Raw genomic sequence first — 23,977 nt, 5'->3', positions numbered from 1 at the left:
GAGCCGGGTCGATGACTGAACAGCAGCCGCCGGACCAGGAACCCAACGGAGGCACGCCAGCGGGCGGAAAAGGGGGTCCTGCCCAGGGATGGGGGCAGCAACCGCCACTCGGACAGCCGCCGCACGGCCCGCCGCCTCCAGGTTGGGGCCAACAGCCGCCCGCTCCTCCCAGACGCCGTTTCGGTCGCGGTGTTCTCGTCGGTTGCCTCAGCGCCGTCGTCCTGCTCATCGTGATTATCGTCGTCATGGTCCTGGCCGTCGGTGGGAGCAGCAAGAAGACCCCGACGAACCCCACCTCCACCAGCAGCGGCGTGCAGTCGACCGGAGGGGCACATCCGCCGGAAGCGGATGTGTTGATTACTTCCTGCGATGTGGACCCGGCCACGTCCATTCCCAGCGCCAAGCTGGAGATCATCAATCACAGTTCGAAGTCTTCGGACTACAGCATTGCTGTGGAGTTCGTCGATGTGAACGGCACACGCGTGGCTGAGGGCGCGGCGCTTGAGGCTCATGTCGCGCCGGGGGAGAAGGTCGAGGACGCAGCCGGAGGCACAGCCCAGGTGAGCGGCAAGATCACCTGCAAGGTGACCTCTGTGAACCGAATTTCAGCAGTCGGGTGACATGGACTGGTTCCCGCGCGATGACCGTGCTGGTTCCGGGTTGAAGTTGACCTCGATGAAGATCTCGCAGGACATCCGGCGCGAGCACGGCGGCGATCTGGCGACCGACGACATCGAGGCCGGGATGGCGGAGAAGTCCAAGGAGTTCGCAGCGTCCGGCAACCGGGTCTATCTGCCGATCGCGGAGTGACGTACGGACCGCCTGTTTCACGTGAAACGTACGGATGTTTCACGTGAAACAGGCGGCCGCGATGCCTTGATGCCTTGTCACTCCGGCTGGTGCTCGGGGCCCCCGAAGTCGGGACTGGTGAAGTCCGGGCTGGTGAAACTCGGGCGGGTGTCCGAGGACGGGTCGCCGGGGCTGTCGAAGTCGGGCCGGTCATAGCCGAGCGTGGGGATCCTGCGCGCCGGACGCCGGGCCGGCGCACCCGGGTCGGTGCTCGGGTCGGCCAGCGCCTCCCGCAGGAACGGGTAGATACCCCGCTCCATCAGGGCATGGCGCCATGCCTCGCGGGCCCGGGAGACCTCCTGGGCCTTCTCGTCGCCCTCTTCGCCTTCCTCGGGCTCGGCGACGACCTGGGTGGCGCCGTTGCGCAGCGCGGTGAGCAGCAGGCCGATCGCGGCGGCGAGTATCGCGGCAGCGGTCAGCGCGCCGAAGAACCAGCCCGCGGTGAGCATGGTGTCGGCGAAGGCCGGCTCCGGGTTGAGCATCTTCAGGATGTAGCCCACCAGCAGGAAGATGGCGGCGGCGGTCCCCGCGAGGACCGGTGCCAGCACCGCGACGACCGCGCCGATGCCCGCACCCGAGGTGGAGTCCGGGCTGTCGACGACGGGCGGCGCGAGAACCGAGCCGCGGTCGGATGCGAGCGCGGTGGTGGAGGGCGCGCGCATCTCCTCGCGCGCCTTGACGTAGTGGTCGTACTCGGCCGCCGCGGCCGCCGAGACGAGGGCACCGGCGTTGAGCACCATGGTGCGCAGCTGCTCGGTGTTGAGCCGTACTCCTACGCCGGCCAGCTCCGGCCGGTCGGGCGCGGTGCGCAGTGCGTCGTCGAGGATCCGCTCGAACTCCGGGCGGTCCTCGGTCAGCAGGTGCGGAGCGCTGTTCATGTGCATCCCCCGATGCTCCGTAGCCGCGAAGCCCGACTGTCGAACGGGCAATTGGGCGGAAACGGAGGAGAGCCTGCTACGGATAAGCCGATGGTAGAGCGGTTACGGCACGGGGTGACAGGGTGTTTCCGAAATCACCTTGCTACCGCCCGTGCCGACGCTTTCCCGATTACGCGTCAGTCATGCAGAGGCAACTGCACGACCAGCAGTTTTCCGGCCATGGTCACCCCACCGTCCATCGCGATGGCCAGGCCGTCCGCGTACACGTGCGGACCCTCCACGACCGGACGTGAGTCCTCCTCGCCGTCCTCGGTGCCGACTTCGCCCAGCAGGTACGGGATCGGGCTGTGGCCATGGACCACCCGTTGTCCGCCGTACGTCGAGAGCAGCTCACGCGCGGCCTGCGGGCCGCCCTCGTCCCGGAAGACGAAGCGCTTGGTGAACTTGCGGAACAGGTCCCAGCACTCGTCGGCGTCGTTGCGGGTGAGCAGCGCGTGGACGGTGTCGTTCACGGCCTCGATGGAGTCGCCGTACTCCAGATAGGCGGTGGTGTCGGAGTGCATCAGCAGATGGTCGTCCTCCTGCTCGATCGCGTCGAGGCGGGACATCCACTGGAGGTGGACGTCCTGGAGGCGGTCCATGTCGGCCTTCTGGCCGCCGTTGAGCAGCCAGGCGGCCTGGAAGGTGGCGGTGCCCGCGCCGGAGTTGACCGGGGTGTCGCCGAACCGCTTGGCGCCGATCAGCAGCAGCTCGTGGTTGCCCATGAGCGCCTTGCAGTAGCCGCCGGCGGCCGCTGCCTCGGCGGACAGCCGCATCACCAGGTCGATGACGCCGATGCCGTCGGGGCCGCGGTCGGTGAAGTCGCCGAGGAACCAGAGGCGGGCGTTGCCCGCGGCCCAGTTCCCGTCGATGTCGATCAGCCCCTGCTCGCGCAGGGCGGCCAGGAGTTCGTCGAGGTAGCCGTGGACGTCGCCCACGACGAACAGCGGCCCGAGGCCGTCGGCGACGGGCGCCGGGGCCGGGTCCGTCTCGATCCGCACCTGCACGGTGTCCCCCCGGTTGATCACCGGGAGGTCGCGCGCGGTCGGGGTGTAGCCCTCCGGCGGCTCGTCGTCCGGAAAGGCGTTCCCCGGGTGGATGTCCGCGGGGTACGCCTCGGCCGGGTGCGTGGCCACGACGGGGTGCGCGTCCACCGTCGGGTGGATGCCGTCGGGCGATGGCATGTCGACAGGCGGGGGCGGCGCGGGAACCTGCGCGGGATGCGCGGGATTCTGCGCGTACGGAGGCACCCGGAAGTCACGCAACGTCTCCGTCCGCACGGGTCCCTGACCGGCCCCCTGAGTCATCGACCCCTCCACCACCGTCGCGCCGCCGTACACCGGAGGACCCCCCTGGTCGGGCAGGGATCCGTGGTGTCGTGCGCCCATCATAGGAATGCGGCTCGTGCTGTGTGACGCACCAGGGGTGGTGAATCGGGGCGCGGCCGGGGTTCACCGGTTGTTATGTCCCCAATGTGTTGGTCTAGTCCTTGTCCGCATCGCTCTCAGTGCTCCTGTCCGGCACGTTCGGGTCCTGGCCATGACCCCTTCGGGGCTCCGCGACGGGTGAACGCGGCGGGCTGACCGTCGTACGCGGCGGACGGCGCTGCGACGACGTACGGATGATGAGTTCGGTCGGTATCACCTGCTCGATCGGGTGACCGTGGTCGATGCCTTCGATGGCGTCGATGAGCAGTTGGACCACGGCGGTGCCGATACGGCGGGGTTTGAGCGAGAGGGTGGTGATGGGCGGCTCGGTCGTCGCGTACACGGTGGACTCGCTGCAGCAGACGAGCAGCAGGTCCTCGGGCACGCGCAGCCCGTACCGCCGGGCGGCCGCGAGCAGATCGGTGCCGTTGGGGTCGAACAGGCCGTACACGGCGTCGGGGCGGTCGGGGCGGGCGAGCAGCCGGTCGGCCGCGACGGCGCCCGCGCACGGGTCGTGGGCGGGATAGGACTCGTAGACCGGATCCTGCCCGACCCGCTCGCACCAGCTGAGGTACGCCTCGGTGGAGAGCCGGGTATAGGTGTCGGTGGTGGTGCCGGTGAGCAGACCGATGCGGCGGGCGCCGGCGGCGGCCAGATGGTCGAGCAGTTCCAGTACGGCGGCCTCGTGGTCGTTGTCGACCCAGGCGGTCACCGGCAGCGAGCCCGCCGGTCGGCCGTCGGAGACCACCGGCAGCCCTTGGCGGACGAGCTCGGTGACCACGGGGTCCTGGTCGGAGGGGTCGATCACGACGGTTCCGTCGAGGGCGACGTTCGACCAGACGTCCGCGGGGCTGCGGCGTGAGGTGGCGGGCAGAATGACCAGGGCGTAGCCCCGGGCGAGCGCCGCGGACGTCGCGGCCCTCGCCATCTCGGCGAAATAGGCGAATTCGGTGAAGGTGAAAGGTTCATCCCCGTACGTCGTCACGGTCAGCCCGATCAAGCCGGACTTCCCGGTACGGAGCGTGCGGGCCGCTGCGGATGGGCGGTAGCCCAGCCGGTCTGCGACCTCGCGGACGTGGCGGCGGGTGGCGTCGGGGAGCCGGCCCTTGCCGTTGAGCGCGTCTGAGACGGTCGTGATGGAGACACCGGCGGCGGCGGCCACGTCCCGAATGCCCGCCCGCCCCAGCCGGCGACCGGTCGACCGGCTCACCTGGTGCTTCCCTGCTGCTGTCATGGCGAGCCGATAGTAGGGCGAGGGGAGACAGTTGGCCCGGGTGCATATGCACGCGTTGACAGGTACGTTTCTGCATGATCGTAAATCGTTAATGCCCTTGGTTTGCAAGGGAGTTGGTGGTCATCGCGTTGTGGTGACGGTTGTCGATTGGCGGGCGGCTGCCGAATGCCCGAAGTTTCGAAGAGGTCTCAACTCACCTGCACGAGGGATGCGCGCCACGGCGCGAGCCACCGGCGCGCGGCCTTCCAGGGAGCGCTCCCCCTCCGCGTGCGCCCGTGGGTCGCCGGATCCGCGCAGGTGCGGCGGGCTGTGCCGGGCGGATGCCCACGGCTCTTCGCAGGGACGCCGAATCCTCATAAGGTGAGCAGTATTCGGATGGACGGAACGGTCGAGGAGGACCTGCGGTGAGCGAGACGAGCCCCAAGCTGCGCGCCGAGCTGGACGGCATCCCCACCTACAAGCCCGGCAAGCCCGCGGCCGCCGGCGGCCCGGTCGCGTACAAGCTGTCCTCCAACGAGAACCCGTACCCGCCGCTGCCGGGTGTGATGGAGAGCGCGATCGCCGCCGCCGGGAGCTTTAACCGCTACCCGGACATGGCATGCACCGGACTGATGAACGAGCTGGCCGACCGGTTCGGCGTGCCGGTCTCCCACCTCGCCACCGGCACCGGCTCGGTCGGCGTCGCCCAGTCGCTGCTCCAGTCCACCTCGGGCCCCGGCGACGAGGTCATCTACGCCTGGCGCTCCTTCGAGGCGTACCCGATCATCACCCAGATCAGTGGAGCCACGTCCGTCCGGGTGCCGCTGACCTCCGGCGAGGTGCACGACCTCGACGCGATGGCCGACGCGATCACCGACAGGACCCGGCTGATCTTCGTCTGCAACCCCAACAACCCGACCGGCACGGTGGTGCGCCGGGCCGAGCTGGAACGATTCCTCGACCGGGTGCCGTCCGATGTGCTGGTGGTCCTGGACGAGGCGTACCGCGAGTTCATCCGCGACGCCGACGTGCCGGACGGCATCGAGATCTACCGGGACCGCCCGAACGTGGCGGTGCTGCGCACCTTCTCCAAGGCGTACGGGCTCGCCGGGCTGCGGGTCGGCTTCGCCGTCGCCCATGAGCCGGTCGCGGCGGCGCTGCGCAAGACCGCCGTCCCGTTCGGCGTGAGCCAGCTCGCCCAGGACGCGGCGGTCGCCTCGCTGCGGGCCGAGGACGAACTGCTCGGCCGCGTCGGCGCGTTGGTGGGCGAGCGCGCCCGGGTGTACGAGGGCCTTCTCGGCCAGGGCTGGACCGTGCCCGAGACGCAGGCGAACTTCGTCTGGCTGCGCCTGGGCGAGCGTACGGTCGACTTCGCGGCGGCGTGCGAGGCGGCCGGTGTGGTGGTCCGGCCGTTCGCGGGCGAGGGCGTGCGCGTCACGATCGGCGAGACCGAGGCCAACGACCTGTTCCTGAAGGTCGCCGAGGGCTTCCACAAGGCGAACTAGCAGGTCGCAGAAGGTCCTAGACCCGGTCCACCCGGATCGGGTCGCCGGGGCGGACCGTGGCGAGCATCCGCGGATCGCCGTCGATCCGGCCGACGACATTGCACGGGCTCGCCAGGCGGCACTCCTCGCCGCGCGAGATGGGCGTCGGGCCGAAGGGCAGCGCGAGCGCGTCGCCCTCGGTCCAGAACGCGACCGTGCCCGCCTCGACCACCTGCCGCGCGTCCGCCTCAAGGGCGGGGGAGACCGGGGTGTCGAAGTAGACCTCTTCGCCCCAGGTGCGGGCGGTGGAGACGATCGGGAGTGCCCCCGCGAGCGCCGAGCTCGTGGGGGTTTCGTCGAGGGTGGCGGTCAGCCTGCCGCCCGGCCATGAGATCCGTATCCGCATGGCCCAGGATTCAACAATATGTTGAAGGTGCTGGGAAGAGGCGTCTCACAGGGCGTCGGGCGGCCTGGTCCGCGACCGTGGGCCCTGTGGAGTCAAAAGGGGTACCCCCGCTTCAAGGTCGCGAAAGCGCGTGCGACATAATGCTTGTGAATGTGAACGCGTTCACAAGCGCGCCCTGATTGATCCCGTAATCGGTGGGATTGGAGGGCAGGCTGCCGCTGTGATCACGGCGATGTAAGGAGAAGCGACGTGGATCTGGCTCTGGCGCCGGAAACCCTGGCGCGATGGCAGTTCGGCATCACCACCGTCTATCACTTCCTCTTCGTCCCCCTGACGATCTCGCTCGCCGCGCTCACCGCGGGCCTGCAGACCGCCTGGGTGCGCACGGAGAACGAGAAGTACCTCAGAGCGACGAAGTTCTGGGGCAAGCTCTTCCTGATCAACATCGCGATGGGTGTCGTCACCGGCATCGTCCAGGAGTTCCAGTTCGGCATGAACTGGTCCGACTACTCGCGGTTCGTCGGCGACGTCTTCGGCGCGCCACTCGCCTTCGAGGCGCTGATCGCGTTCTTCTTCGAGTCCACGTTCATCGGGCTGTGGATCTTCGGCTGGGACAAGCTCCCCAAGAAGATCCATCTCGCCTGCATCTGGATGGTCTCGATCGGCACCATCCTCTCCGCGTACTTCATCCTGGCCGCCAACTCCTGGATGCAGCACCCGGTCGGCTACAAGCTCAACAAGGCCACCGGGCGCGCGGAGCTCACCGACTTCTGGCACGTCCTGACCCAGGACACCACCCTGGTCGTCGTCTTCCACACCCTCACGGCGGCCTTCCTCACCGGTGGCGCGTTCATGGTCGGCGTCTCCGCCATCCATCTGCGCCGCAAGAAGCACATCCCGGTGATGCGTACTTCGCTCCGGCTCGGCCTGGTCACCCTGGTGATCGGCGGGATGCTCACGGCCGTCAGCGGCGACCAGCTCGGCAAGGTGATGTTCAAGCAGCAGCCCATGAAGATGGCCGCGGCCGAGGCACTGTGGGACGGCGACAAGTCGGCGCCCTTCTCGATATTCGCCTACGGAGACGTGGCCAAGGGCCACAACAGCGTCGAGATCTCGGTCCCCGGCCTGCTCTCCTTCCTCGCCGACAACAACTTCTCCTCGTACGTTCCCGGCATCAACGACGTGAACAAGCAGGAGCAGCAGAAGTACGGGCCTGGCGACTACCGGCCCAACATCCCGGTCACCTTCTGGGGCTTCCGCTGGATGATCGGCTTCGGCATGGCGTCCTTCGCGATCGGCGTCGTGGGCCTCTGGCTCACCCGCAAGAAGTTCATGCTGGCGCCCGGGCTGAGGACCGGTGACGACGAAGTGCCGCATCTGGTCCTCTTCAGGAACAAGGTGCTCGGCTCACGGCTGACCCGGTGGTACTGGTTCGCCGCCGTCTGGACGCTCGGCTTCCCGCTGATCGCCAACTCCTGGGGCTGGATCTTCACCGAGATGGGCCGTCAGCCCTGGGTCGTGTACGGCGTCCTGCGCACCAAGGACGCGGTCTCCCCCGGTGTCTCGCAGGGCGAGGTCCTCACCTCGATGATCGTCTTCACGCTGCTCTACGCCGTCCTCGCGGTGATCGAGGTCCGGCTGCTCGCGAAGTACGTCAAGGCCGGACCGCCCGAGCTCACCGAGTCCGACCTGAACCCGCCCACCAAGATCGGCGGGGACGACCGCGACCCCGACCGGCCGATGGCCTTCTCGTACTGAGGCTGAGGAGATCGAGGCATGGAACTCCACGACGTCTGGTTCGTACTCATCGCCGTCCTGTGGACCGGCTACTTCTTCCTGGAGGGCTTCGACTTCGGGATCGGGATCCTGACGAAGCTGCTGGCCCGCGACCGCAAGGAGAAGCGGGTCCTGATCAACACGATCGGGCCCGTCTGGGACGGCAACGAGGTGTGGCTGCTCACGGCCGGCGGCGCCACCTTCGCCGCCTTCCCTGACTGGTACGCCACGCTCTTCTCCGGCTTCTATCTGCCGCTGCTGATCATCCTGGTCTGTCTGATCGTGCGCGGAGTCGCCTTCGAGTACCGGGCGAAGCGGCCGGAGGACAAGTGGCAGCGCAACTGGGAAGAGGCCATCTTCTGGACCTCATTGATCCCGGCGTTCCTCTGGGGCGTGGCCTTCGGCAACATCGTGCACGGGGTCAAGATCGACGCGCACAAGGAGTACGTGGGCACCTTCTGGGACCTGCTGAATCCGTACGCGATCCTCGGCGGACTGGTGACGCTGTTCCTGTTCACCTTCCACGGCGCGGTCTTCGCCTCGCTGAAGACCATCGGTGACATCCGGCAGCGGTCGCGGGCGCTGGCGCTCAAGCTCGGTCTGGCCACTGCTGTGCTGGCGCTCGGGTTCCTGATCTGGACGCAGGTCTCGCGCGGGGACACCAAGAGCCTGGTCGCGATGATCGTGGCGGTTCTCGCCCTGGTCGGGGCGATCGGGACGATCAAGGCGGGCCGCGAAGGCTGGTCGTTCGCGCTGTCGGGCATCACGATTGCCGCCGCCGTGGCGATGCTGTTCCTGACGCTCTTCCCGAACGTCATGCCGTCCTCGCTGAACGACGGATGGAACCTCACGGTCTCCAACGCCTCGTCCACTCCGTACACCCTGAAGATCATGACCTGGTGCGCGGGCATCGCGACGCCGGTCGTGCTGCTCTACCAGGGCTGGACGTACTGGGTGTTCCGCAAGCGGATCGGTACCCAGCACATCGCCGACGCGCACTGAGTCTGAAAGGGGGGCATGTTTCACGTGAAACATGCCCCCTGGCCCTTCGAGGGGATGTTTCACGTGAAACCGATCGACCCGCGACTGCTCCGATACGCCCGTGCCACCCGGCTCTTCCTCGCGGCCGTCGTCGGCCTCGGCCTGGTCGGGGCGGGGCTGGTCGTCGCGCAGGCCATGCTCATCGCCGAAGTGGTGGTGGGGGCGTTCCAGCGCGACCTCGACGCGGCCGGGCTGCGGACTCCCCTGCTGCTGCTCGCGGCGGTCGCGGTTGGACGCGGGCTGGTGTCCTGGCTGACCGAACTCGCCGCGCACCGGGCGAGCGCGGCGGTCAAGTCGGAGCTGCGTGGGCGACTGCTTGAGAAGGCTGCGCAGTTGGGGCCGGAGTGGCTGAGCGGGCAGCGGACCGGTTCGCTGGTCGCGCTGGCCACCCGGGGAGTGGACGCGCTCGACGACTACTTCGCCCGCTATCTGCCGCAGTTGGGCCTCGCGGTGGTGGTACCCGTGGCGGTGCTGGCGAGGATCGTCACCGAGGACTGGGTGTCGGCCGCGACCATCGTGGTCACTCTCCCGCTGATCCCCCTGTTCATGGCCCTCATCGGCTGGGCGACCCAGGCACAGACGGATCGCCAGTGGCGGCTGCTCTCCCGGCTGTCGGGCCACTTCCTGGATGTGGTCGCCGGGCTGCCGACGCTGAAGGTGTTCGGCCGCGCCAAGGCGCAGGCCGAGTCGATCCGGACAATCACCTCGCAGTACCGCCGGGCCACGCTGAAGACCCTGCGGATCGCGTTCCTGTCGTCCTTCGCCCTTGAGCTCCTTGCGACCCTGTCGGTGGCGCTGGTCGCCGTCGGTATCGGGATGCGGCTGGTCCACGGGGATCTCGACCTCTACACGGGCCTGGTGATCCTGGTCCTCGCCCCCGAGGCGTATCTGCCGCTGCGGCAGGTCGGGGCGCAGTACCACGCGGCGGCGGAGGGCCTTGCGGCCGCCGAGGAGATCTTCGAGGTACTGGAGACCCCGCTGCCCGAGGGCGGTACGGGAGCGGTCCCGGCCGGTCCCGTACTGATCGAGGTCGACGGGGTGACGGTTCGTCATCCGGGGCGTACACAGCCGTCGTTGGACGCTGCCACGCTGGTGGTGGAGCCGGGCGAGACGGTTGCCCTGACCGGGCCGAGCGGGGTCGGGAAGTCGACGCTGCTCGGTGCGGTGCTGGGGTTCGTGGCACCGGACGAGGGCCGGGTGCGGATCTCCGGTACCGACCTCGCAGCGCTCTCGCTGGAGCAATGGCGGGAGAGGGTGGCCTGGGTCCCCCAGCGGCCGCATCTGTTCGCGGGCACCATCGCGGAGAACGTACGGCTTGCACGGCCCGACGCGGACGACGCGGCGGTCCGGGACGCCCTGCGGGAGGCCGGGGCGCTGGAGTTCGTCACCGCGCTGCCCGACGGCGCCGGGACGGAGCTCGGGGAAGGCGGCGCGGGACTGTCGGCCGGGCAGCGCCAACGGCTCGCGCTGGCACGGGCGTTCCTCGCGGACCGGCCGGTCCTGCTGCTCGACGAGCCGACGGCCGCGCTGGACGGCGAGACCGAGGCGGGCATCGTCGAGGCGGTACGGAGGCTGTCGGCGGGCCGCACGGTACTGCTCGTGGTGCACCGGCCCGCGCTGCTCGCGGTCGCGGACCGGGTGGTCGAGCTGCGGCCCACATCGGCGGTCTCGTCGGCGGCACGGGCTGCGGTGCCGAGTCCGGCCGGTGTACGGGCCGCTGTGGCCGTCCCTGTGGCCTCGGGCGATGGTCCGCTGCCGGACCCGAATGGGGAAGGTGCCTCCCGGGATGTGCTCGCCCGGGTGCGCGAAGCCGCCCGTGGTCTGCGCGGGAGGCTCGCCCTCGCTCTGCTGCTCGGGGCGCTTGCGCTCGGGTCGGCGGTGGGGCTGATGGCCGTGTCCGGGTGGCTCATCTCGCGGGCCTCCGAACAGCCGCCGGTGCTCTATCTGATGGTGGCTGTGACGGCGACGAGGGCGTTCGGCATCGGGCGGGCCGTGTTCCGGTACGCCGAGCGGCTGGTGTCGCACGACGCGGTGCTGCGGATGCTCGCCGAGGTACGGGTCGCGGTCTACCGCAGGCTGGAGCGGATCGCCCCGGCCGGACTGCGCACCACTCGGCGCGGCGACTTGCTGTCCCGCCTGGTCGCGGATGTCGACGAGTTGCAGGACTACTGGCTTCGCTGGGCACTGCCCGCCGCCGTGGCGGTCGTCGTGTCGGTGGCCGCCTCGGGCTTCACCGCCTGGCTGCTGCCGGAGGCGGGGGCCGTGCTGGCGGCCGGGCTGCTGGTCGCCGGGGTCGCGGTGCCGATGGTCAGCGGTGCGTGCGCGCGCCGGGCCGAGCGCCAACTGGCGCCCGCACGCGGCCTGCTGGCCACCCGGGTGGCCGATCTGCTTACCGGAACAGGTGAGTTGGCGGTGGCGGGCGCGCTCGGCCGCCGTGCCCGGGAGGTCAAGGACGCCGACTCGGCGCTGACCCGGATCGCGTCGCGCGGCGCCGCCGCCACCGCGCTCGGCAGCGGGCTGTCCGCGCTGGTCTGCGGGCTGACCGTGGCGTGCGCCGCCCTGGTCGGTGTGCAGGCGGTCGGCGCGGGACGGCTGGACGGGGTGCGGCTCGCCGTCGTCGTGCTGGTGCCGCTCGCCGCGTTCGAGGCCGTCAGCGGCCTGCCCCTCGCCGTACAGGCACGGCAGCGTGTCCGGCGGAGCGCTGAACGTGTCTACGAAGTGCTCGACGCTCCCGTACCCGTACGGGAGCCGGAGGCGCCGGCCGCCGCGCCGACATCGCCGTTCCCGCTGGAGGTGCGCGGGCTCAGCGCCCGGTACGAAGGGCAGAACCGGGATGCGCTGAACGACTTCGCGCTGACGCTCACCCCGGGCAAGCGCGTCGCCGTCGTCGGGCCGTCGGGCTCCGGCAAGACCACCCTCGCCCAGGTGCTGCTGCGCTTCCTGGACGTGCGGGAGGGCGACTACCGGATCGGTGGCGCGGATGCGACAACGCTGGCGGGCGACGACGTACGCCGTGTCGTCGGGCTGTGCGCCCAGGACGCCCACATCTTCGACAGCTCCGTACGGGAGAACCTGCGGCTCGCCCGTACCGGGGCCGGGGAGGAGGAGATGCGGGACGCGCTGGCGGCGGCCCGGCTGCTCGACTGGGTGGACGGCCTGCCCGACGGCCTCGACACGCTCGTCGGCGAACACGGTGCCCGTCTCTCCGGGGGCCAGCGCCAGCGGCTCGCGCTGGCCCGCGCGCTGCTCGCCGACTTCCCCGTGCTCGTCCTGGACGAACCCGCCGAGCATCTGGACCTGGCGACGGCCGACGCACTCAGCGCGGACCTGCTGCGGGCAACGGAGGGCCGCACGACCGTGCTGGTCACCCACCGGCTGCGCGGCCTGGACGCCGTCGACGAGGTCGTCGTGCTCGATGCGGGCCGGATCGTGCAGCGCGGGGCGTACGACGAGCTCGCCTTGGTCGACGGGGAGCTGCGGCGGATGCTGGAGCGGGAACGCGACAGCGACCTCCTGCAGGCGGCCAGGACGTCCTGAGCGCCGTCTCCCCGTACGGGCATGGGCTTTTGGGGTACGAGCCCTCCGTTCGGCGCGTCTGCCGCGTGGCCCGACTTTCCCCGCCAAATGGGACTTACTAGGCTCAAGGGCATGTCAGTGCCGGATCCGAAGGACCCCCAGGACATCGAGGACCATGACGCGCTCGAAGCGGCGACCCGGGCCACCCGAAGTCTGCAGGGCCTGTCCACCGAGCTCACCGCGCGCGTGCCGCAGCTTCTGGAGGCGATGCGGTCCGTCGGCACCGGCCTGGAACTGCACTCCACGCTCGACCGGATCTGCGGGACGGCCGCCGAGCTGGCGGACGCCCGGTACGCCGCCATCGGGGTCGTCGACGAGGCGAGGCAGGGCCTGTCGGACTTCGTGACATTTGGCATCGCGCCTGAGGACGCCGCCGCGATCGGTCGCCGCCCGGACGGTCACCGGGGGCTGCTCGGCTGGCTGATCCACCACCCCGAGCCGCTGCGCCTCGCCGAGATCTCCGCCGATCCGCGCTCGGCGGGCTTCCCCCCGAACCATCCGCCGATGCGGACCTTCCTGGGCGTCCCCATCCGGGTGCAGGGCGAGATCTTCGGCAACCTGTATCTGACCGAGAAGAACAACGGCGCCGAATTCAACGACTACGACCTCCACATGGTCCGGGTGCTTGCCACCGAGGCGGGCATCGCGATCGGCAATGCCCGGCTGTACGAGGCGGCGCGCCAGCGCGAGCGGTGGATCGACGGGTCGGTCGCCGTCACCACCGCGCTGCTCTCCGGCGGGGACGCGGACGACGCCCTGGAGGTCGTCGCCGAGCAGGCCCGCCACCTCGCCGACTCAGCTGCCGGGATCGTCCTGCTGCCTGCCGAGGACGGCGGTCTGGAGATCGTCGCGGTCTCCTCGGACGATCCCGGCGCGTCGCTGGGCGTCGTGATCCCCCCGGAGAGCCCCGTCGTGGCGACGCTGCTCGACGGCGAGGCGGTCTTCGTGGACGACGCGGCCACCGACCCCCGGATGATCACCAAACTGGCCCAGCGGTACGGGCCGAGCATGATGCTGCCGCTGCACAGCGGGGGCCGGGTGCTGGGTGCGCTGGCCACGCCCCGCGCGCGTGGCGGCCGCCCGTTCACCGAGGCCGAGCGGACGCTGGCCACCCAGTTCGCCTCGCAGGCGGCGCTCGCGCTGATGATGGCGGAGGCACAGCGCGACCGGGAGCGGCTCGCGGTCTACGAGGACCGCGACCGGATCGCCCGCGACCTCCACGACCTCGTCATCCAGCGGCTGTTCGCCACCGGGATGATGCTGGAGGGAGCCCAGCGCAAGTCGGTCGTGCCCGAGGTACAGGTCGGCGTCGGCAAGGCCGTCGACGAACTGGACGTCACCATCCAGGAGATCCGCACGGCGATCTTCGCGCTCCAGCAGGGGCCCGCCGAGGCGCCGTCCGGCCTGCGCACCCGGGTGCTGCGCGAGATCAACATGGCGGCCGTGCCGCTCGGCTTCAAACCCGCGCACCGTTTTGTCGGGCCGGTCGACGCCCTCGTGGGCGAGCTCACCGGGAAGAACCTCATCGCGGCCCTGCGCGAGGCACTGTCCAACGCGTTCCGGCATGCCGAGGCCTCCCGTATCGAGGTCGTCGTGGACGCCACCGCCGAGCTGCCGGACGGCACTCCGGGCGTACGTCTGACGGTCGCCGACGACGGGGTCGGCATCCCGGAGGGCGGCCGCCGCAGCGGACTGCGCAACCTCGGGCGGCGCGCCGAGGCACTGGGGGGATCGAGCACCTACGGACCCGGCACCGGGGAGGACGGCCGGGGCACGACGGTGGTGTGGGAGGCCCCGCTCTAGGGCCTGGCCGATGGATCCCGCCGCCGTCGGTGCGGGCTGCGGCTTCGCCGTAAGCCCGGTGTTTGTACGCCACTTGGGGGCGGAGCAAAGGCCGAGAGGTGTGTTTCACGTGAAACATGTCCCGGCCGCGCGACGATCCGGGCATGCGTCTCGGACACCGGTGCAGGACCCTCGCGCTGGTCCTGTGTGTCCTCGGCGGCCCGCTCACCCCCGCCGCCACGGCCGACGACGGACCCGATGTGTCGAGTACGACCGCTGCCGCGGATGTGCCCAGTACGAGCGTGGCTGTCGCACGGCTGTACATGGATGCTGCCAAGGCGACCACCGCGTACGAACAGGGCAGACGAGCGGCCGAGGCGCAGCGGGTGAAGGCAGAGCACTTCGAGCGGCTCCTTGCGGACCGGCGCCGCGATCTGGACCGGCTGCACGCCGACATGGGGCGGGTGGCCCGCGCCCAGTACCGGACCGGCGGCAGCATCGCGTACACCGCGCAGCTGCTGCTCGCCGACGACCCGGAGGAGCTGATGCGGGGTCAGCGGCTGGCCTGGCGGGCCGAACTGGCCGTGACGCGGCTCTACGGGAAGGCGCGTCGAGCGGAAGGCCGTCTCACCTCGGCGGAGCGGCGGGCGCAGGCCGCCTGGCACGATCTCGCGGACCGCAGGGACCAGCTCGAACGCATCAAGAGGTCGGTCGCCGCCCGCCTGGAGGAGGCGCGCTGGGAGCTCCAGGGCGAGGCCGACCGGAGCGTCGCGGCAGGTCAGTGCGGTGGCGCGGTACGCCTTGAGAATCAACCGGAGGCCCGTCCAACTGGTGCGTGGGTGGCCCCTGTTGAGACGTACCAGCTCTCGGCCGGATTCGACAGCGCGGGCGACCACTGGGCGCAGCGCCATACCGGCCAGGACTTCGCGGTGGACATCGGGACGCCGGTGCGGGCGGTCGGCGCGGGCCGGGTCGTCTCGGTCTCCTGCGGCGGCGGCTTCGGGATCGAGGTGATCATCGCCCACCCCGGCGGCTACTACTCGCAGTACGCGCATCTGGCGGCGGTGACCGTGGACCAGGGGGACCGTGTGAGCACCGGCCAGTGCATCGGCCAGGCCGGCACCACCGGCAACTCGACCGGCCCGCACCTCCACTTCGAGATCCGGCTCACCCCCGAGATGGGCTCGGCGGTCGATCCGGTCCCATGGCTGAGCGAGCGCGGGGTGACGCTGCGGAGCACCCCGGTCGAGGGGGAACCGGACGGATCGTGAGGCCCAGAGCGGCTTGCACTTCAGGAGGCCGGGGGCGGCTCAGAGCGAGTCGAGGATCCGCTCGATGACGACCGCCACGCCGTCGTCGTTGTTGGCGACGGTGTGGCCGGAGGCGGCGGCGAGCACGTCCGGGTGGGCGTTGCCCATGGCGTACGACGTGCCCGCCCAGGTCAGCATCTCGACGTCGTTGGGCATGTCGCCGAAGGCGACGACCTCGGAGGGTGTGATGCCACGCTCGGCGCAGCACAGTTCGAGCGTGGACGCCTTGGAGACGCCCGGGCCGCTGATCTCCAGGAGCGCGGTCGGGCTGGACCGGGTGATCTCGGCGCGGGGGCCCACGGCCGTACGGGCCAGGGTGAGGAAGTCGTCGGGCGCCAGCTCGGGGTGGTGGGCGAGGACCTTGAGGATGTGGTCGTCGGCGGCGTAGGCGTCCTCGGCCAGCAGCTTCTCGGCGGGCCCGATGCTGGTGGCCGTGTCCATGAACATCGGCGGATAGGCGGGCTCATGGTGTATCCCGCCGGTCTGCTCGACGGCGAAAGAGGTGCCGGGGGCGGCGGCGCGCAGAATCTCGACGACCTCCCGGGCGGCGGTGCGCTCCAGCGGTCGGACCTTGACGAACCGGTGCTCGCCCGGCCCGCCGTGCAGATCGACGACGGCCGCGCCGTTGCCGCAGATGGCGAGGCCGTGGCCGTGCACATGGGCACTGACGACGTCCATCCACCGGGCGGGCCGGCCGGTGACGAAGAAGACCTCGATACCCGCCTTCTCGGCGGCCGCGAGCGCGGCGATCGTACGGTCCGAGACGGTCTTGTCGTCGCGCAGCAGGGTGCCGTCGAGATCGGTCGCGATGAGGCGGGGGACGGCGGGGGCGGGGCGCTCGGCAGGGGCAGGCTCGGTAGCTGAGGTCACGGGTTCATTGTCCCGTACACCAGCGCACGGGCGTGCGACGGAGCGCACATCTGAGAGCATGCGCCGGGTCGGATGAGGCGTGGGGGGCGCATGAGGCGTACGGGTGGGCGCTCGAGCCCTATGCCGCCGATGCTGGGCGCACTCTGGCTCGACCTCGCCGGTTCTGGCCGCGCTCCGGGGCGACGACGCCGCCCCCGGCCGTCAGCGGCCGCATGAGCCTCGTGACGGCTCCGTGAGTGTCAGAGCGAGACGTTAGTGTCGTACGTATGCGTCTGAGCACTGTGATTCTTCCGGTACGCCGCTGGCACGACGGCGGTCGCGACGAGTGGCTGCGAGCCGAGGAGCTGGGCTTCCACACCGCGTACACCTACGACCATCTGTCCTGGCGGACGTTCCGCGAGGGGCCGTGGTTCGGCGCGGTGCCGACGCTGACCGCCGCTGCCGCCGCCACCTCCCGGGTGCGGCTCGGCACGCTGGTCACCTCGCCGAACTTCCGGCACCCCGTGACCCTCGCCAAGGACCTGATCACCCTCGACGACGTGTCGAACGGCCGGATCACGCTCGGCATCGGCGCGGGCGGCAACGGCTTCGACGCCACCGCGCTCGGGCAGGAGGCGTGGACGCCGCGCGAGCGGGCCGACCGCTTCGCCGAGTTCGTGCCGCTGCTCGACCGGCTGCTGACCGAGGACGCGGTGACGCACGAGGGCGCCCTGTATTCGGCGGTCGAGGCGCGCAACATCCCGGGCTGTGTGCAGCGGCCCCGGCTGCCGTTCGCGGTGGCGGCGACCGGTCCGCGCGGGCTGAAGCTGGCGGCGCGGCACGGCCAGGCGTGGGTGACGACGGGCGACCCGAAGCTCTTCGAGTCGGGCACGCCCGAGCAGTCGGTCGAGGCCATCCGCGGCCAGATCAAGAAGCTCGGCGAGGCCTGCGACAACATCGGCCGCGACGTGGACGAACTGGACAAGATCCTGCTCACCGGCTTCACGCCGGAGCCCGGCCGGGTCCTGGAGTCGCTCGACTCCTTCGTGGACTTCGCGGGCCGGCACTTCGAGCTCGGCATCACGGAGATCGTCCTGCACGCGCCGATCCCGGACTCGGACTTCGCCGCCGACCGGAAGGTGTTCGAGCAGATCGCCCTGGAGGGGTTGGCCCAGTTGCGCTGACGCCTCCCGGGCCGCCGCTCAGCCCTTCGCGCGCACGCGTCCGCTCAGCCAGGGCGTGAGCGTGCCGCCGAGGACGATCTCTTTGTACGTCTCGTCGCCGGGCAGCGGCACGACCAGCCACCAGCCCGGCGGGAAGAAACGGCCCTTCACATACGCGAGGCCGCCGTAGACCGAGCGGAGGAAGGCGGGGGCGGCGTCGCGCGGTACGTCGTTGAACTCCACACCGTCGACGGTGATCTTCGCGTCGTCCTCGGCGAAGACCTGCACGGTGACGACGGGCGAACCGCCCAGCTCCACGAACGCCTCGTGCGGCAGCGAGCCGTCCGGGTCCAGTACGGCGAAGGCGCCGGACGAGGTGCGGCGCGAGGAGCGGTCGGCGCCGATGTCGTCGGTGACCTCGACTTCGAGGTTGTACGTACGTGCGACCTCGCGGATCGAGGTGACCACGCTCTCGGTGCTGGGCAGATGCGGATGGGCCATGCCGTCGATCATGTCAGCCCAGTAAGTCGACCAGCGTCAGCCGGGAAAGCGGAGATACCTCGGCGGTACGGAGTCGGTGAGCCAGACGCCGTTGGCGCTGACCCGGAAGACATGGCCGTCCCGGCGCATCGCCGCGGCGTCCACGCTCAGCACGACCGGACGGCCGCGCCGCGCACCCACCCGGGTCGCGGTCTCGCGGTCGGCCGAGAGATGGACATGGTGGCGGGCCATGGGCCGCAGCCCCTCGGCCCGGATCGCGTCCAGGCTGCGGGCCACCGTGCCGTGGTAGAGGTACGCGGGCGGCTCGGCCTCCGGGAGAGCCAGGTCGACCTCGACGGTGTGCCCCTGGCTGGCCCGGATCCGGTCGCCCTCGACCGCGAACCGGCGCTTGTCGTTGACGGCCACGACGTGGTCGAGCTCGGCCCGGCTGATGGGGAAGTGGTGCGCCGCCGCGGCGCGCAGCAGGGTGTCGATGTCCACCCAGCCCTGCGGATCGAGGGCGATGCCGATCCGCTCGGGCCGATGGCGCAGGTGTTTCGACAGGTACTTGGACACCTTCACGGTGCGTCTGTCGTCAGGTGTTCGGTCCGGTGCTCCGCCCGGCTTTTCGGTCATGCGGACAGGGTGCCGGGACGGCCGGTCCCCGGCACTCCAATTTCCCGCGTGGTCCGGGTGCTCCGCCCCGTGTCCGGGAGCGCCGCCAAGTACCCGGAGCGCGCCCGCGCCGCCGCGCGGCTCGCGAAGTGACGCCAATCACGCTTCGATGACGGTCAGTTAGGTTTGATCCACAGACAAGTGCGGTTATCCACAGGGCTTGTGGCTAATCTGTGGACAAGTGGTGGGCCGTGAGAGCATCCAACGTACGGGCCTGGACCTCGCGTTGGGCTGCGGCGGAGATGAACGCCGTGACGTTTTCCGGGCCGACCAAGGACTCGACCGCGCTGACCGTGTCTGCGGGAAGGGTGACCGGCCGGGGGTCGGGGCCGCTCGGGGAGACCGGGTCCGCGGCGCCGAGATGGCGCTGGAGATGGCGTGTGGCGAACAGGCGCATGGCGCGGGCGAGTTCGGCGTCCACGGTCTGCTGCGCCAGGGGCCGCAGTCGGCGTACGAGCCCGGCGGCCTCGGCGGCGTCGGCGTCGGTCGGCGGACGGTGGCCCAGATAGCGGGCGAAGACGTGTTCCGTGGTGAAGTCGAGGAAGCGGGCCGCTATGTGCTCGACCTGGCCGCGCAGTTCGCGCAGATGCCCGGAGATGGCGTCCAGGGGGACACCGGCGGCATACAGCTCGGCGGCCACCGCGAGCTCCTGGGGGCTCGGGACCAGGAACTCGCTGTCGTTGCCGGGGATGCGTTCCAGGATGCCGAGTTCGACCGCGTCGCGGACGGCCTGCTCGTCGGGCACGCCGCCGAAGGTGGCGTCGAGATCGGCCCGGGAGATCCGGGCGGCCTCCTCGTCGGTCCAGGGGCCGCTGACCTCGGCGACCAGACCGAGGACACCGCCGAGCCCGCGTCCCGCGTCCCAGGCCTCCAGGAGTTCCTTGATGGAGGCGAGGGTGTAGCCCCGGTCCAGCAGATCGGCGATCTGGCGCAGTCGGGCCAGATGCGTGTCGCCGTACACATTGGACCGGCCGCGCCGCTCGGGCCGGGGCAGCAGGCCCCGGTCCTGGTAGGCCCGGATCGTACGGACCGTGGCGCCGCTCGCATGGGCCAGATCCTCGATCCGGTACTCGGAGGAGGAGTGCACGGACGAGGGAACGGAGGACGGAACCGAAAGTTGGACAGGCGACCGGTCCGTCACCTCGACCCGCATGGGGACCGCCGACGCGGACGACTGTGCTGCTGGCTGCCCGGACAAACCGTCTCCCTCACCCCAGGGCGGCGCGGCCCACCGCACCCGCCGCCGCGCGGGCCGCCGGCGAGGTCGCGAGATATTCGACGGCCTTGCGCAGCGAGCCCTCCTGCGAGGGATGGTACGACCGCCGGAAGTAGCGGGGTATGGCCGTGCCGAGGTCCTTCCAGGTGGGCAGGAGACCCTTGCGGACGGCCCGGTTGTGCTCACGCAGCGAGTAGCGCAGCCGACCGGCGAGTTGGGGGTCGTGGCGGATGAGGTAGTGGGCGCCCCAGACCCACAGCCAGAGCAGCACCGGGGCGGCCCAGGCCATGCCGTAGACGCGGCGGGCGTACAGGGTCAGGCCCTCGCCGCCGCAGTGCTGATACATGTCGAAGGCGACGGCGCGGTGTTCGACCTCCTCAGCGCCGTGCCAGCGCAGCAGGTCGAGCATGACGGGGTCGCAGTCGGCCCGGTCGAGGGATTCGGCGTGCAGGACCCAGTCCCCCAGGACCGCCGTGAATTGCTCGATCGCGGCGATCAGCGAGAGGCGGAAGCGCAGCCACTCCTGGGTCGGTATCGGCGCCCCGAACGGGGGCCGCTCGCCGAGGAGTTTGTCGAAGAGGAAGTCGACGTGCCGGGTATAGGAAGTGGTGTCGAGCTGCTGCTCGGCGAGGTGGTCGAGGACGTAGGTGTGCTGGACGCTGTGGGTGGCCTCCTGGCCCATGAAGCCCTTGACGTCCTTGAGCAGCACCGGGTCGGTGACCAGGGGAAGGGCTTCCTTGAAGACCTTCACGAACCAGCGCTCGCCCGCCGGGAGCAGCAAGTGGAGCACATTGATCACATGGGTGGCGGTGGGCTCGTCGGGTATCCAGTGCAGCGGGGTCTCGTGCCAGTCGAACGAGACCCGGCGCGGAGAGATCCGGTAGTGGTCCGGGCCCGCGCCGTCGAGGCGCTCGGTGCTCACAGCGGCGGCTCCAATCGGGCTATCGCGCGCAGGGTGCGGGGGGTGAAGCGGGACATCAGGTGGGCGCCGCGGGCCTCGGGCGTCACCGGCACCACGGCCTGGTTCTTCACCACCGCGCGCAGGATCGCCGAAGCGACCTTCTCCGGCGGATAGTTGCGCAGGCCGTACAGGCGGGCGGACTTCTTCTGGCGGCGCTTCTCCTCCGCCTCGTCGGTCCCGGCGAAGCGTGCGGTGGAGGTGATGTTGGTGTTGACGAAGCCGGGGCAGATCGCGCTGACGCCGATGCCCTGCCCGGCCAGCTCGGCGCGCAGGCACTCGCTGAGCATCAGCACGGCGGCCTTGGTGGTCGAGTAGGCGGGGAGCGCCTTGGAGGGCTGGTAGGCGGCCGCCGAGGCGGTGTTGACGATGTGGCCGCCCTGGCCGCGCTCGGCCATCTGCTTGCCGAAGATCCGGCAGCCGTGGATGACGCCCCACAGATTGACGTCGAGGACCTTCTTCCAGTCCTCGGTGGTGGTGTCGAAGAACGAGCCGGACAGGCCGATCCCGGCGTTGTTCACCAGGACGTCGACGATGCCGTACTCGGCGGCGACCTTCTCGGCGAGCTTCTCCATCGCCTGCTCGTCGGCGACGTCGACCATCTCGGCCCAGGCCTGGGGGGCGCCGATAAGCCGCGACATCTCGGCGGTGCGGGCCGCGCCCTCGGCGTCCCGGTCCACGGCCACGACGCGCGCGCCGGCCTCGGCGAACGCGAAGGCCGTGGCCCGGCCGATGCCGCTGGCCGCGCCGGTCACCAGGACCAGCTGGCCGCCGAAGCGGTCGGCGTACGGGCCGGTGGCGACGGCGTCCTTGGCGCTGACGCCGTCCTCGTTGGCGGTGATGAACTCGGTGATCCAGGCGGCCAGCCGGTCGGGCCGGGTACGGGGGACCCAGTGCTTGGCGGGCAGGGAGCGGCGCACCAACTGGGGTGCCCAGAGCTCCAGTTCGTCGTAGAGCCGCTCGGAGAGGAACGCGTCGCCGGTCGGGGTGATCAGCTGGACCGGCACATGGGCGTACGCGTCGGTGCGCGGACGGCGCAGCCGGGCACGGACGTTGTCCCGGTAGAGCCAGGCGCCGTGCGCCGCGTCCTGGGGCAGGGACGCGGTGGGGTAGTCGCCGGAGGGGACCTTCTCGACGCGCTCCAGGATCTTCGGCCACCGCTTGCCGAGCGGGCCGCGCCAGGCGAGCTCCGGGAGCACCGGGGTGTGCAGCATGTACACGTACCAGGACTTGGCGCCCTGGCCGAGCAGTTGGCCCACCCGGCGGGGCGTCGGGCGGGTCATCCGGGTCTTGATCCAGTGCCCGAAGTGGTCCAGGGACGGTCCGGACATCGAGGTGAAGGAGGCGATCCGGCCCTCGGTGCGCTTGACCGTCACGAACTCCCAGGACTGCACCGAGCCCCAGTCGTGGCCCACCAGGTGCACCGGCTTGTCCGGGCTCACCGCGTCGACGACCGCCAGGAAGTCGTCGGTCAGCTTCTCCAGGGTGAAGCCGCCGCGCAGCGGGGAGGGGGCGGTGGATCTGCCGTGTCCGCGGACGTCGTACAGCACCACATGGAAGCGCTCGGAGAGCCGGACGGCGACCTCCGACCACACCTCCTTGCTGTCCGGGTAGCCGTGCACCAGCACGACGGTCGGCTGCCGCGTGTCGCCGAGCTCGGCGACACACAGCTCGATCCCTCCTGTGCGCACCCAGCGCTCGCGCGCGCCCTCGATGCCGCTGCCCGCCCGGTCTCCCACGCTCACGCCGCCTTCTCCTCGGCCCAGCGCCGCACATGCGGCAGGTCGTCGTCCAGCCAGAACGCGCTCTGTTCGGGGTCCTTGGAGTCGGTGACGACCAGGATCTCCTCGAACTTCGCGCCCGTACCCCGGAATCCGAGGTGCGGCTCGACCGCCCACAGCCCCGGCCGGGGCGGGTGGTCGGAGAACTTGTAGGGGCTCCACAGCGGGGACCAGCCGTCCCGGTGGCCGTGCAGCGCGTCGCTCGCGAGGCCCTTCAGGGCCTGGGTGCCGAAGCCGAAGACGGTCGGCGACCAGCGGCGCTCCCGGACCTCGTCGATCTTGTGCGCGATCACGCCGAACGGATACGCGCGATGCCGGTTGGCGTAGCCCTGGCGGACCATGAGGCGGTCCACGTCCTCGTAGATCTCGCGCAGCGGGCGTTTCTCGCGGACCTCGCGCAGGATCAGTTCGCGGTGCGCCTCCAGATCGGCGAGGAGCCGGTCGTGCACGGGGTTCAGGCCCAGGCAGCCCGAGTAACCGATGTCGGCCGTGAAGCCCTTGTAGACCGGGGCCATGTCGAGGATGAACGGCATCCCCGCCTCAAGGCGCCGGCCGGTCGGGAAGAACTGGAGCGGGATCTTGAAGTCCACGAACGCGGTGCGGTCCCCGAACCAGGCGAACGGCAGGTGGAACCAGTCGCGCACCCCGCGCTCGTGCAGCCACCTGCGCTGCATCCGCGCCGCCTCGCGCTCCGTCACACCCGGCTTGAGCTGGGCCGCGACGGCTTCCGCGCACTCGTACGCGAGACGCTGCACTTCCCTGAACCCGCCGAGCCGCCTGTCGAGTTCAGCATTGACCGCCGTTGGCATCGCGCCCACACCCCTGTCGTCGTACGCGTGCGTAACTTGACACTGATGAATGTGACAATGCCCGGCGGCTACGTCAAGGGCTGTGCGCCTGGCTGTGGACAAGTAGTCGGATGTGAACAACTCCGTGCCCCGTTCGAGGTGCTTCTCAGGGGCCTGTCACTCTTCCGTATGGCTTCCCCTACGGGTCCGTACCTCTCTGGTCGGACATGGATCCAGCCGCCTGGTCTGACGATCGATGTGGTCTGCGCCACTACCGTCGAAGTGT

The 23,977-nt window shown here is 70.5% G+C and carries 20 protein-coding genes; 9 read left to right on the top strand and 11 right to left on the bottom strand.

Going from position 1 to position 23,977, the window contains the following annotated elements; genetic code table 11:
• Positions 1 to 230: 230 nt before the first annotated feature.
• Positions 231 to 620 carry a hypothetical protein gene (locus ACT1U9_RS15370; protein ID WP_444538845.1) on the top strand — a complete coding sequence of 130 codons (390 nt, stop codon included), beginning with the start codon at positions 231 to 233 and terminating at the stop codon, positions 618 to 620.
• A 55-nt stretch (positions 621 to 675) separates the two neighbouring features.
• Positions 676 to 810, top strand: coding sequence for a thiamine biosynthesis protein ThiC (locus ACT1U9_RS15365; protein ID WP_444539326.1), 135 nt, complete (start codon positions 676 to 678; stop codon positions 808 to 810).
• Between the two features lie 77 nt (positions 811 to 887).
• Here the strand turns inward: ACT1U9_RS15365 and ACT1U9_RS15360 are convergent, their stop codons facing one another.
• The 3 genes from ACT1U9_RS15360 to ACT1U9_RS15350 form a co-directional block, all read right to left on the bottom strand.
• On the bottom strand, positions 888 to 1,733 hold the full coding sequence (locus ACT1U9_RS15360; RefSeq protein WP_444538844.1) for a hypothetical protein: 846 nt from the start codon (positions 1,731 to 1,733) through the stop codon (positions 888 to 890).
• Between the two features lie 170 nt (positions 1,734 to 1,903).
• Positions 1,904 to 3,088 carry a metallophosphoesterase gene (locus ACT1U9_RS15355; RefSeq protein ID WP_444539117.1) on the bottom strand — a complete coding sequence of 395 codons (1,185 nt, stop codon included), beginning with the start codon at positions 3,086 to 3,088 and terminating at the stop codon, positions 1,904 to 1,906.
• 160 nt (positions 3,089 to 3,248) lie between these two features.
• Positions 3,249 to 4,427: a LacI family DNA-binding transcriptional regulator gene (locus ACT1U9_RS15350; RefSeq protein ID WP_223185514.1), complete on the bottom strand. Its 1,179-nt coding sequence runs from the start codon at positions 4,425 to 4,427 to the stop codon at positions 3,249 to 3,251.
• Between the two features lie 404 nt (positions 4,428 to 4,831).
• On the opposite strand from ACT1U9_RS15350, the gene hisC reads away from it, so the two are divergent.
• Positions 4,832 to 5,911, top strand: a complete 1,080-nt coding sequence (gene hisC / locus ACT1U9_RS15345) for a histidinol-phosphate transaminase (protein ID WP_444538843.1) — start codon at positions 4,832 to 4,834, stop codon at positions 5,909 to 5,911.
• Positions 5,912 to 5,927: 16 nt separating this feature from the next.
• Here hisC and ACT1U9_RS15340 read toward each other — a convergent pair whose 3' ends face one another.
• Entirely contained in the window at positions 5,928 to 6,296 is a 369-nt protein-coding gene (locus ACT1U9_RS15340; RefSeq protein ID WP_444538842.1) for a cyclophilin-like fold protein, read from the bottom strand.
• Between the two features lie 249 nt (positions 6,297 to 6,545).
• Between ACT1U9_RS15340 and ACT1U9_RS15335 the strand changes: the two genes are divergently transcribed.
• The 5 genes from ACT1U9_RS15335 (at position 6,546) to ACT1U9_RS15315 (ending at position 15,742) form a co-directional block, all read left to right on the top strand.
• On the top strand, positions 6,546 to 8,054 hold the full coding sequence (locus ACT1U9_RS15335; RefSeq protein WP_444538841.1) for a cytochrome ubiquinol oxidase subunit I: 1,509 nt from the start codon (positions 6,546 to 6,548) through the stop codon (positions 8,052 to 8,054).
• Between the two features lie 18 nt (positions 8,055 to 8,072).
• On the top strand, positions 8,073 to 9,074 hold the full coding sequence (cydB, locus tag ACT1U9_RS15330; RefSeq protein ID WP_444538840.1) for a cytochrome d ubiquinol oxidase subunit II: 1,002 nt from the start codon (positions 8,073 to 8,075) through the stop codon (positions 9,072 to 9,074).
• A gap of 63 nt (positions 9,075 to 9,137) precedes the next feature.
• The gene (gene cydD / locus ACT1U9_RS15325; protein WP_444538839.1) at positions 9,138 to 12,650 is read left to right on the top strand and encodes a thiol reductant ABC exporter subunit CydD; all 3,513 of its coding nucleotides are present in this window, start codon (positions 9,138 to 9,140) and stop codon (positions 12,648 to 12,650) included.
• Between the two features lie 111 nt (positions 12,651 to 12,761).
• Entirely contained in the window at positions 12,762 to 14,492 is a 1,731-nt protein-coding gene (locus ACT1U9_RS15320; RefSeq protein ID WP_444538838.1) for a GAF domain-containing sensor histidine kinase, read from the top strand.
• A gap of 143 nt (positions 14,493 to 14,635) precedes the next feature.
• The gene (locus ACT1U9_RS15315; protein WP_444538837.1) at positions 14,636 to 15,742 is read left to right on the top strand and encodes a peptidoglycan DD-metalloendopeptidase family protein; all 1,107 of its coding nucleotides are present in this window, start codon (positions 14,636 to 14,638) and stop codon (positions 15,740 to 15,742) included.
• Positions 15,743 to 15,781: 39 nt separating this feature from the next.
• On the opposite strand, the gene ACT1U9_RS15310 is transcribed toward ACT1U9_RS15315, so the two are convergent.
• Positions 15,782 to 16,711, bottom strand: coding sequence for a Cof-type HAD-IIB family hydrolase (locus ACT1U9_RS15310; RefSeq protein WP_444538836.1), 930 nt, complete (start codon positions 16,709 to 16,711; stop codon positions 15,782 to 15,784).
• 206 nt (positions 16,712 to 16,917) lie between these two features.
• Here ACT1U9_RS15310 and ACT1U9_RS15305 point away from each other — a divergent pair, with 206 nt between their 5' ends.
• Positions 16,918 to 17,814, top strand: coding sequence for an LLM class flavin-dependent oxidoreductase (locus tag ACT1U9_RS15305; RefSeq protein ID WP_444538835.1), 897 nt, complete (start codon positions 16,918 to 16,920; stop codon positions 17,812 to 17,814).
• 18 nt (positions 17,815 to 17,832) lie between these two features.
• Here the strand turns inward: ACT1U9_RS15305 and ACT1U9_RS15300 are convergent, their stop codons facing one another.
• The 6 genes from ACT1U9_RS15300 to ACT1U9_RS15275 all read right to left on the bottom strand — a co-directional run bounded on the left by ACT1U9_RS15300 (position 17,833) and on the right by ACT1U9_RS15275 (position 23,712).
• Positions 17,833 to 18,294: a hypothetical protein gene (locus ACT1U9_RS15300; protein WP_444539116.1), complete on the bottom strand. Its 462-nt coding sequence runs from the start codon at positions 18,292 to 18,294 to the stop codon at positions 17,833 to 17,835.
• A 36-nt stretch (positions 18,295 to 18,330) separates the two neighbouring features.
• Positions 18,331 to 18,909 (bottom strand): RNA 2'-phosphotransferase, encoded by a 579-nt coding sequence (locus ACT1U9_RS15295; protein ID WP_444538834.1) that lies wholly within the window; start codon positions 18,907 to 18,909, stop codon positions 18,331 to 18,333.
• A 205-nt stretch (positions 18,910 to 19,114) separates the two neighbouring features.
• Positions 19,115 to 20,035: a MerR family transcriptional regulator gene (locus ACT1U9_RS15290; RefSeq protein ID WP_444538833.1), complete on the bottom strand. Its 921-nt coding sequence runs from the start codon at positions 20,033 to 20,035 to the stop codon at positions 19,115 to 19,117.
• A gap of 121 nt (positions 20,036 to 20,156) precedes the next feature.
• Positions 20,157 to 21,086 carry a metal-dependent hydrolase gene (locus tag ACT1U9_RS15285; RefSeq protein ID WP_444538832.1) on the bottom strand — a complete coding sequence of 310 codons (930 nt, stop codon included), beginning with the start codon at positions 21,084 to 21,086 and terminating at the stop codon, positions 20,157 to 20,159.
• On the bottom strand, positions 21,083 to 22,867 hold the full coding sequence (locus tag ACT1U9_RS15280; RefSeq protein ID WP_444538831.1) for an SDR family oxidoreductase: 1,785 nt from the start codon (positions 22,865 to 22,867) through the stop codon (positions 21,083 to 21,085). Before ACT1U9_RS15280 ends, ACT1U9_RS15285 begins: the two co-directional genes overlap by 4 nt.
• The gene (locus ACT1U9_RS15275) at positions 22,864 to 23,712 is read right to left on the bottom strand and encodes a M24 family metallopeptidase (RefSeq protein WP_444538830.1); all 849 of its coding nucleotides are present in this window, start codon (positions 23,710 to 23,712) and stop codon (positions 22,864 to 22,866) included. The genes ACT1U9_RS15280 and ACT1U9_RS15275 overlap by 4 nt, the downstream gene beginning before the upstream one ends.
• Positions 23,713 to 23,977: the final 265 nt, after the last annotated feature.

It is taken from the genome of Streptomyces sp. BR1, assembly GCF_052373795.1.
Lineage (GTDB): Bacteria > Actinomycetota > Actinomycetes > Streptomycetales > Streptomycetaceae > Streptomyces.
Note: the sequence above shows the minus strand (reverse complement) of the source record. Positions and strands in the feature narration are given on the sequence as shown.

Excerpts from the sequence above, each read along its gene's own strand:
- ACT1U9_RS15365 (WP_444539326.1), top strand. The coding sequence starts at position 676 with ATGAAGATCTCGCAGGACATCCGGCGCGAGCACGGCGGCGATCTGGCG.
- ACT1U9_RS15360 (WP_444538844.1), bottom strand. The coding sequence starts at position 1,733 with ATGCACATGAACAGCGCTCCGCACCTGCTGACCGAGGACCGCCCGGAG.
- ACT1U9_RS15350 (WP_223185514.1), bottom strand. The coding sequence starts at position 4,427 with ATGACAGCAGCAGGGAAGCACCAGGTGAGCCGGTCGACCGGTCGCCGG.
- ACT1U9_RS15340 (WP_444538842.1), bottom strand. The coding sequence starts at position 6,296 with ATGCGGATACGGATCTCATGGCCGGGCGGCAGGCTGACCGCCACCCTC.
- cydB (WP_444538840.1), top strand. The coding sequence starts at position 8,073 with ATGGAACTCCACGACGTCTGGTTCGTACTCATCGCCGTCCTGTGGACC.
- ACT1U9_RS15320 (WP_444538838.1), top strand. The coding sequence starts at position 12,762 with ATGTCAGTGCCGGATCCGAAGGACCCCCAGGACATCGAGGACCATGAC.
- ACT1U9_RS15315 (WP_444538837.1), top strand. The coding sequence starts at position 14,636 with ATGCGTCTCGGACACCGGTGCAGGACCCTCGCGCTGGTCCTGTGTGTC.
- ACT1U9_RS15310 (WP_444538836.1), bottom strand. The coding sequence starts at position 16,711 with ATGCTCTCAGATGTGCGCTCCGTCGCACGCCCGTGCGCTGGTGTACGG.
- ACT1U9_RS15305 (WP_444538835.1), top strand. The coding sequence starts at position 16,918 with ATGCGTCTGAGCACTGTGATTCTTCCGGTACGCCGCTGGCACGACGGC.
- ACT1U9_RS15300 (WP_444539116.1), bottom strand. The coding sequence starts at position 18,294 with ATGGCCCATCCGCATCTGCCCAGCACCGAGAGCGTGGTCACCTCGATC.
- ACT1U9_RS15295 (WP_444538834.1), bottom strand. The coding sequence starts at position 18,909 with ATGACCGAAAAGCCGGGCGGAGCACCGGACCGAACACCTGACGACAGA.
- ACT1U9_RS15275 (WP_444538830.1), bottom strand. The coding sequence starts at position 23,712 with ATGCCAACGGCGGTCAATGCTGAACTCGACAGGCGGCTCGGCGGGTTC.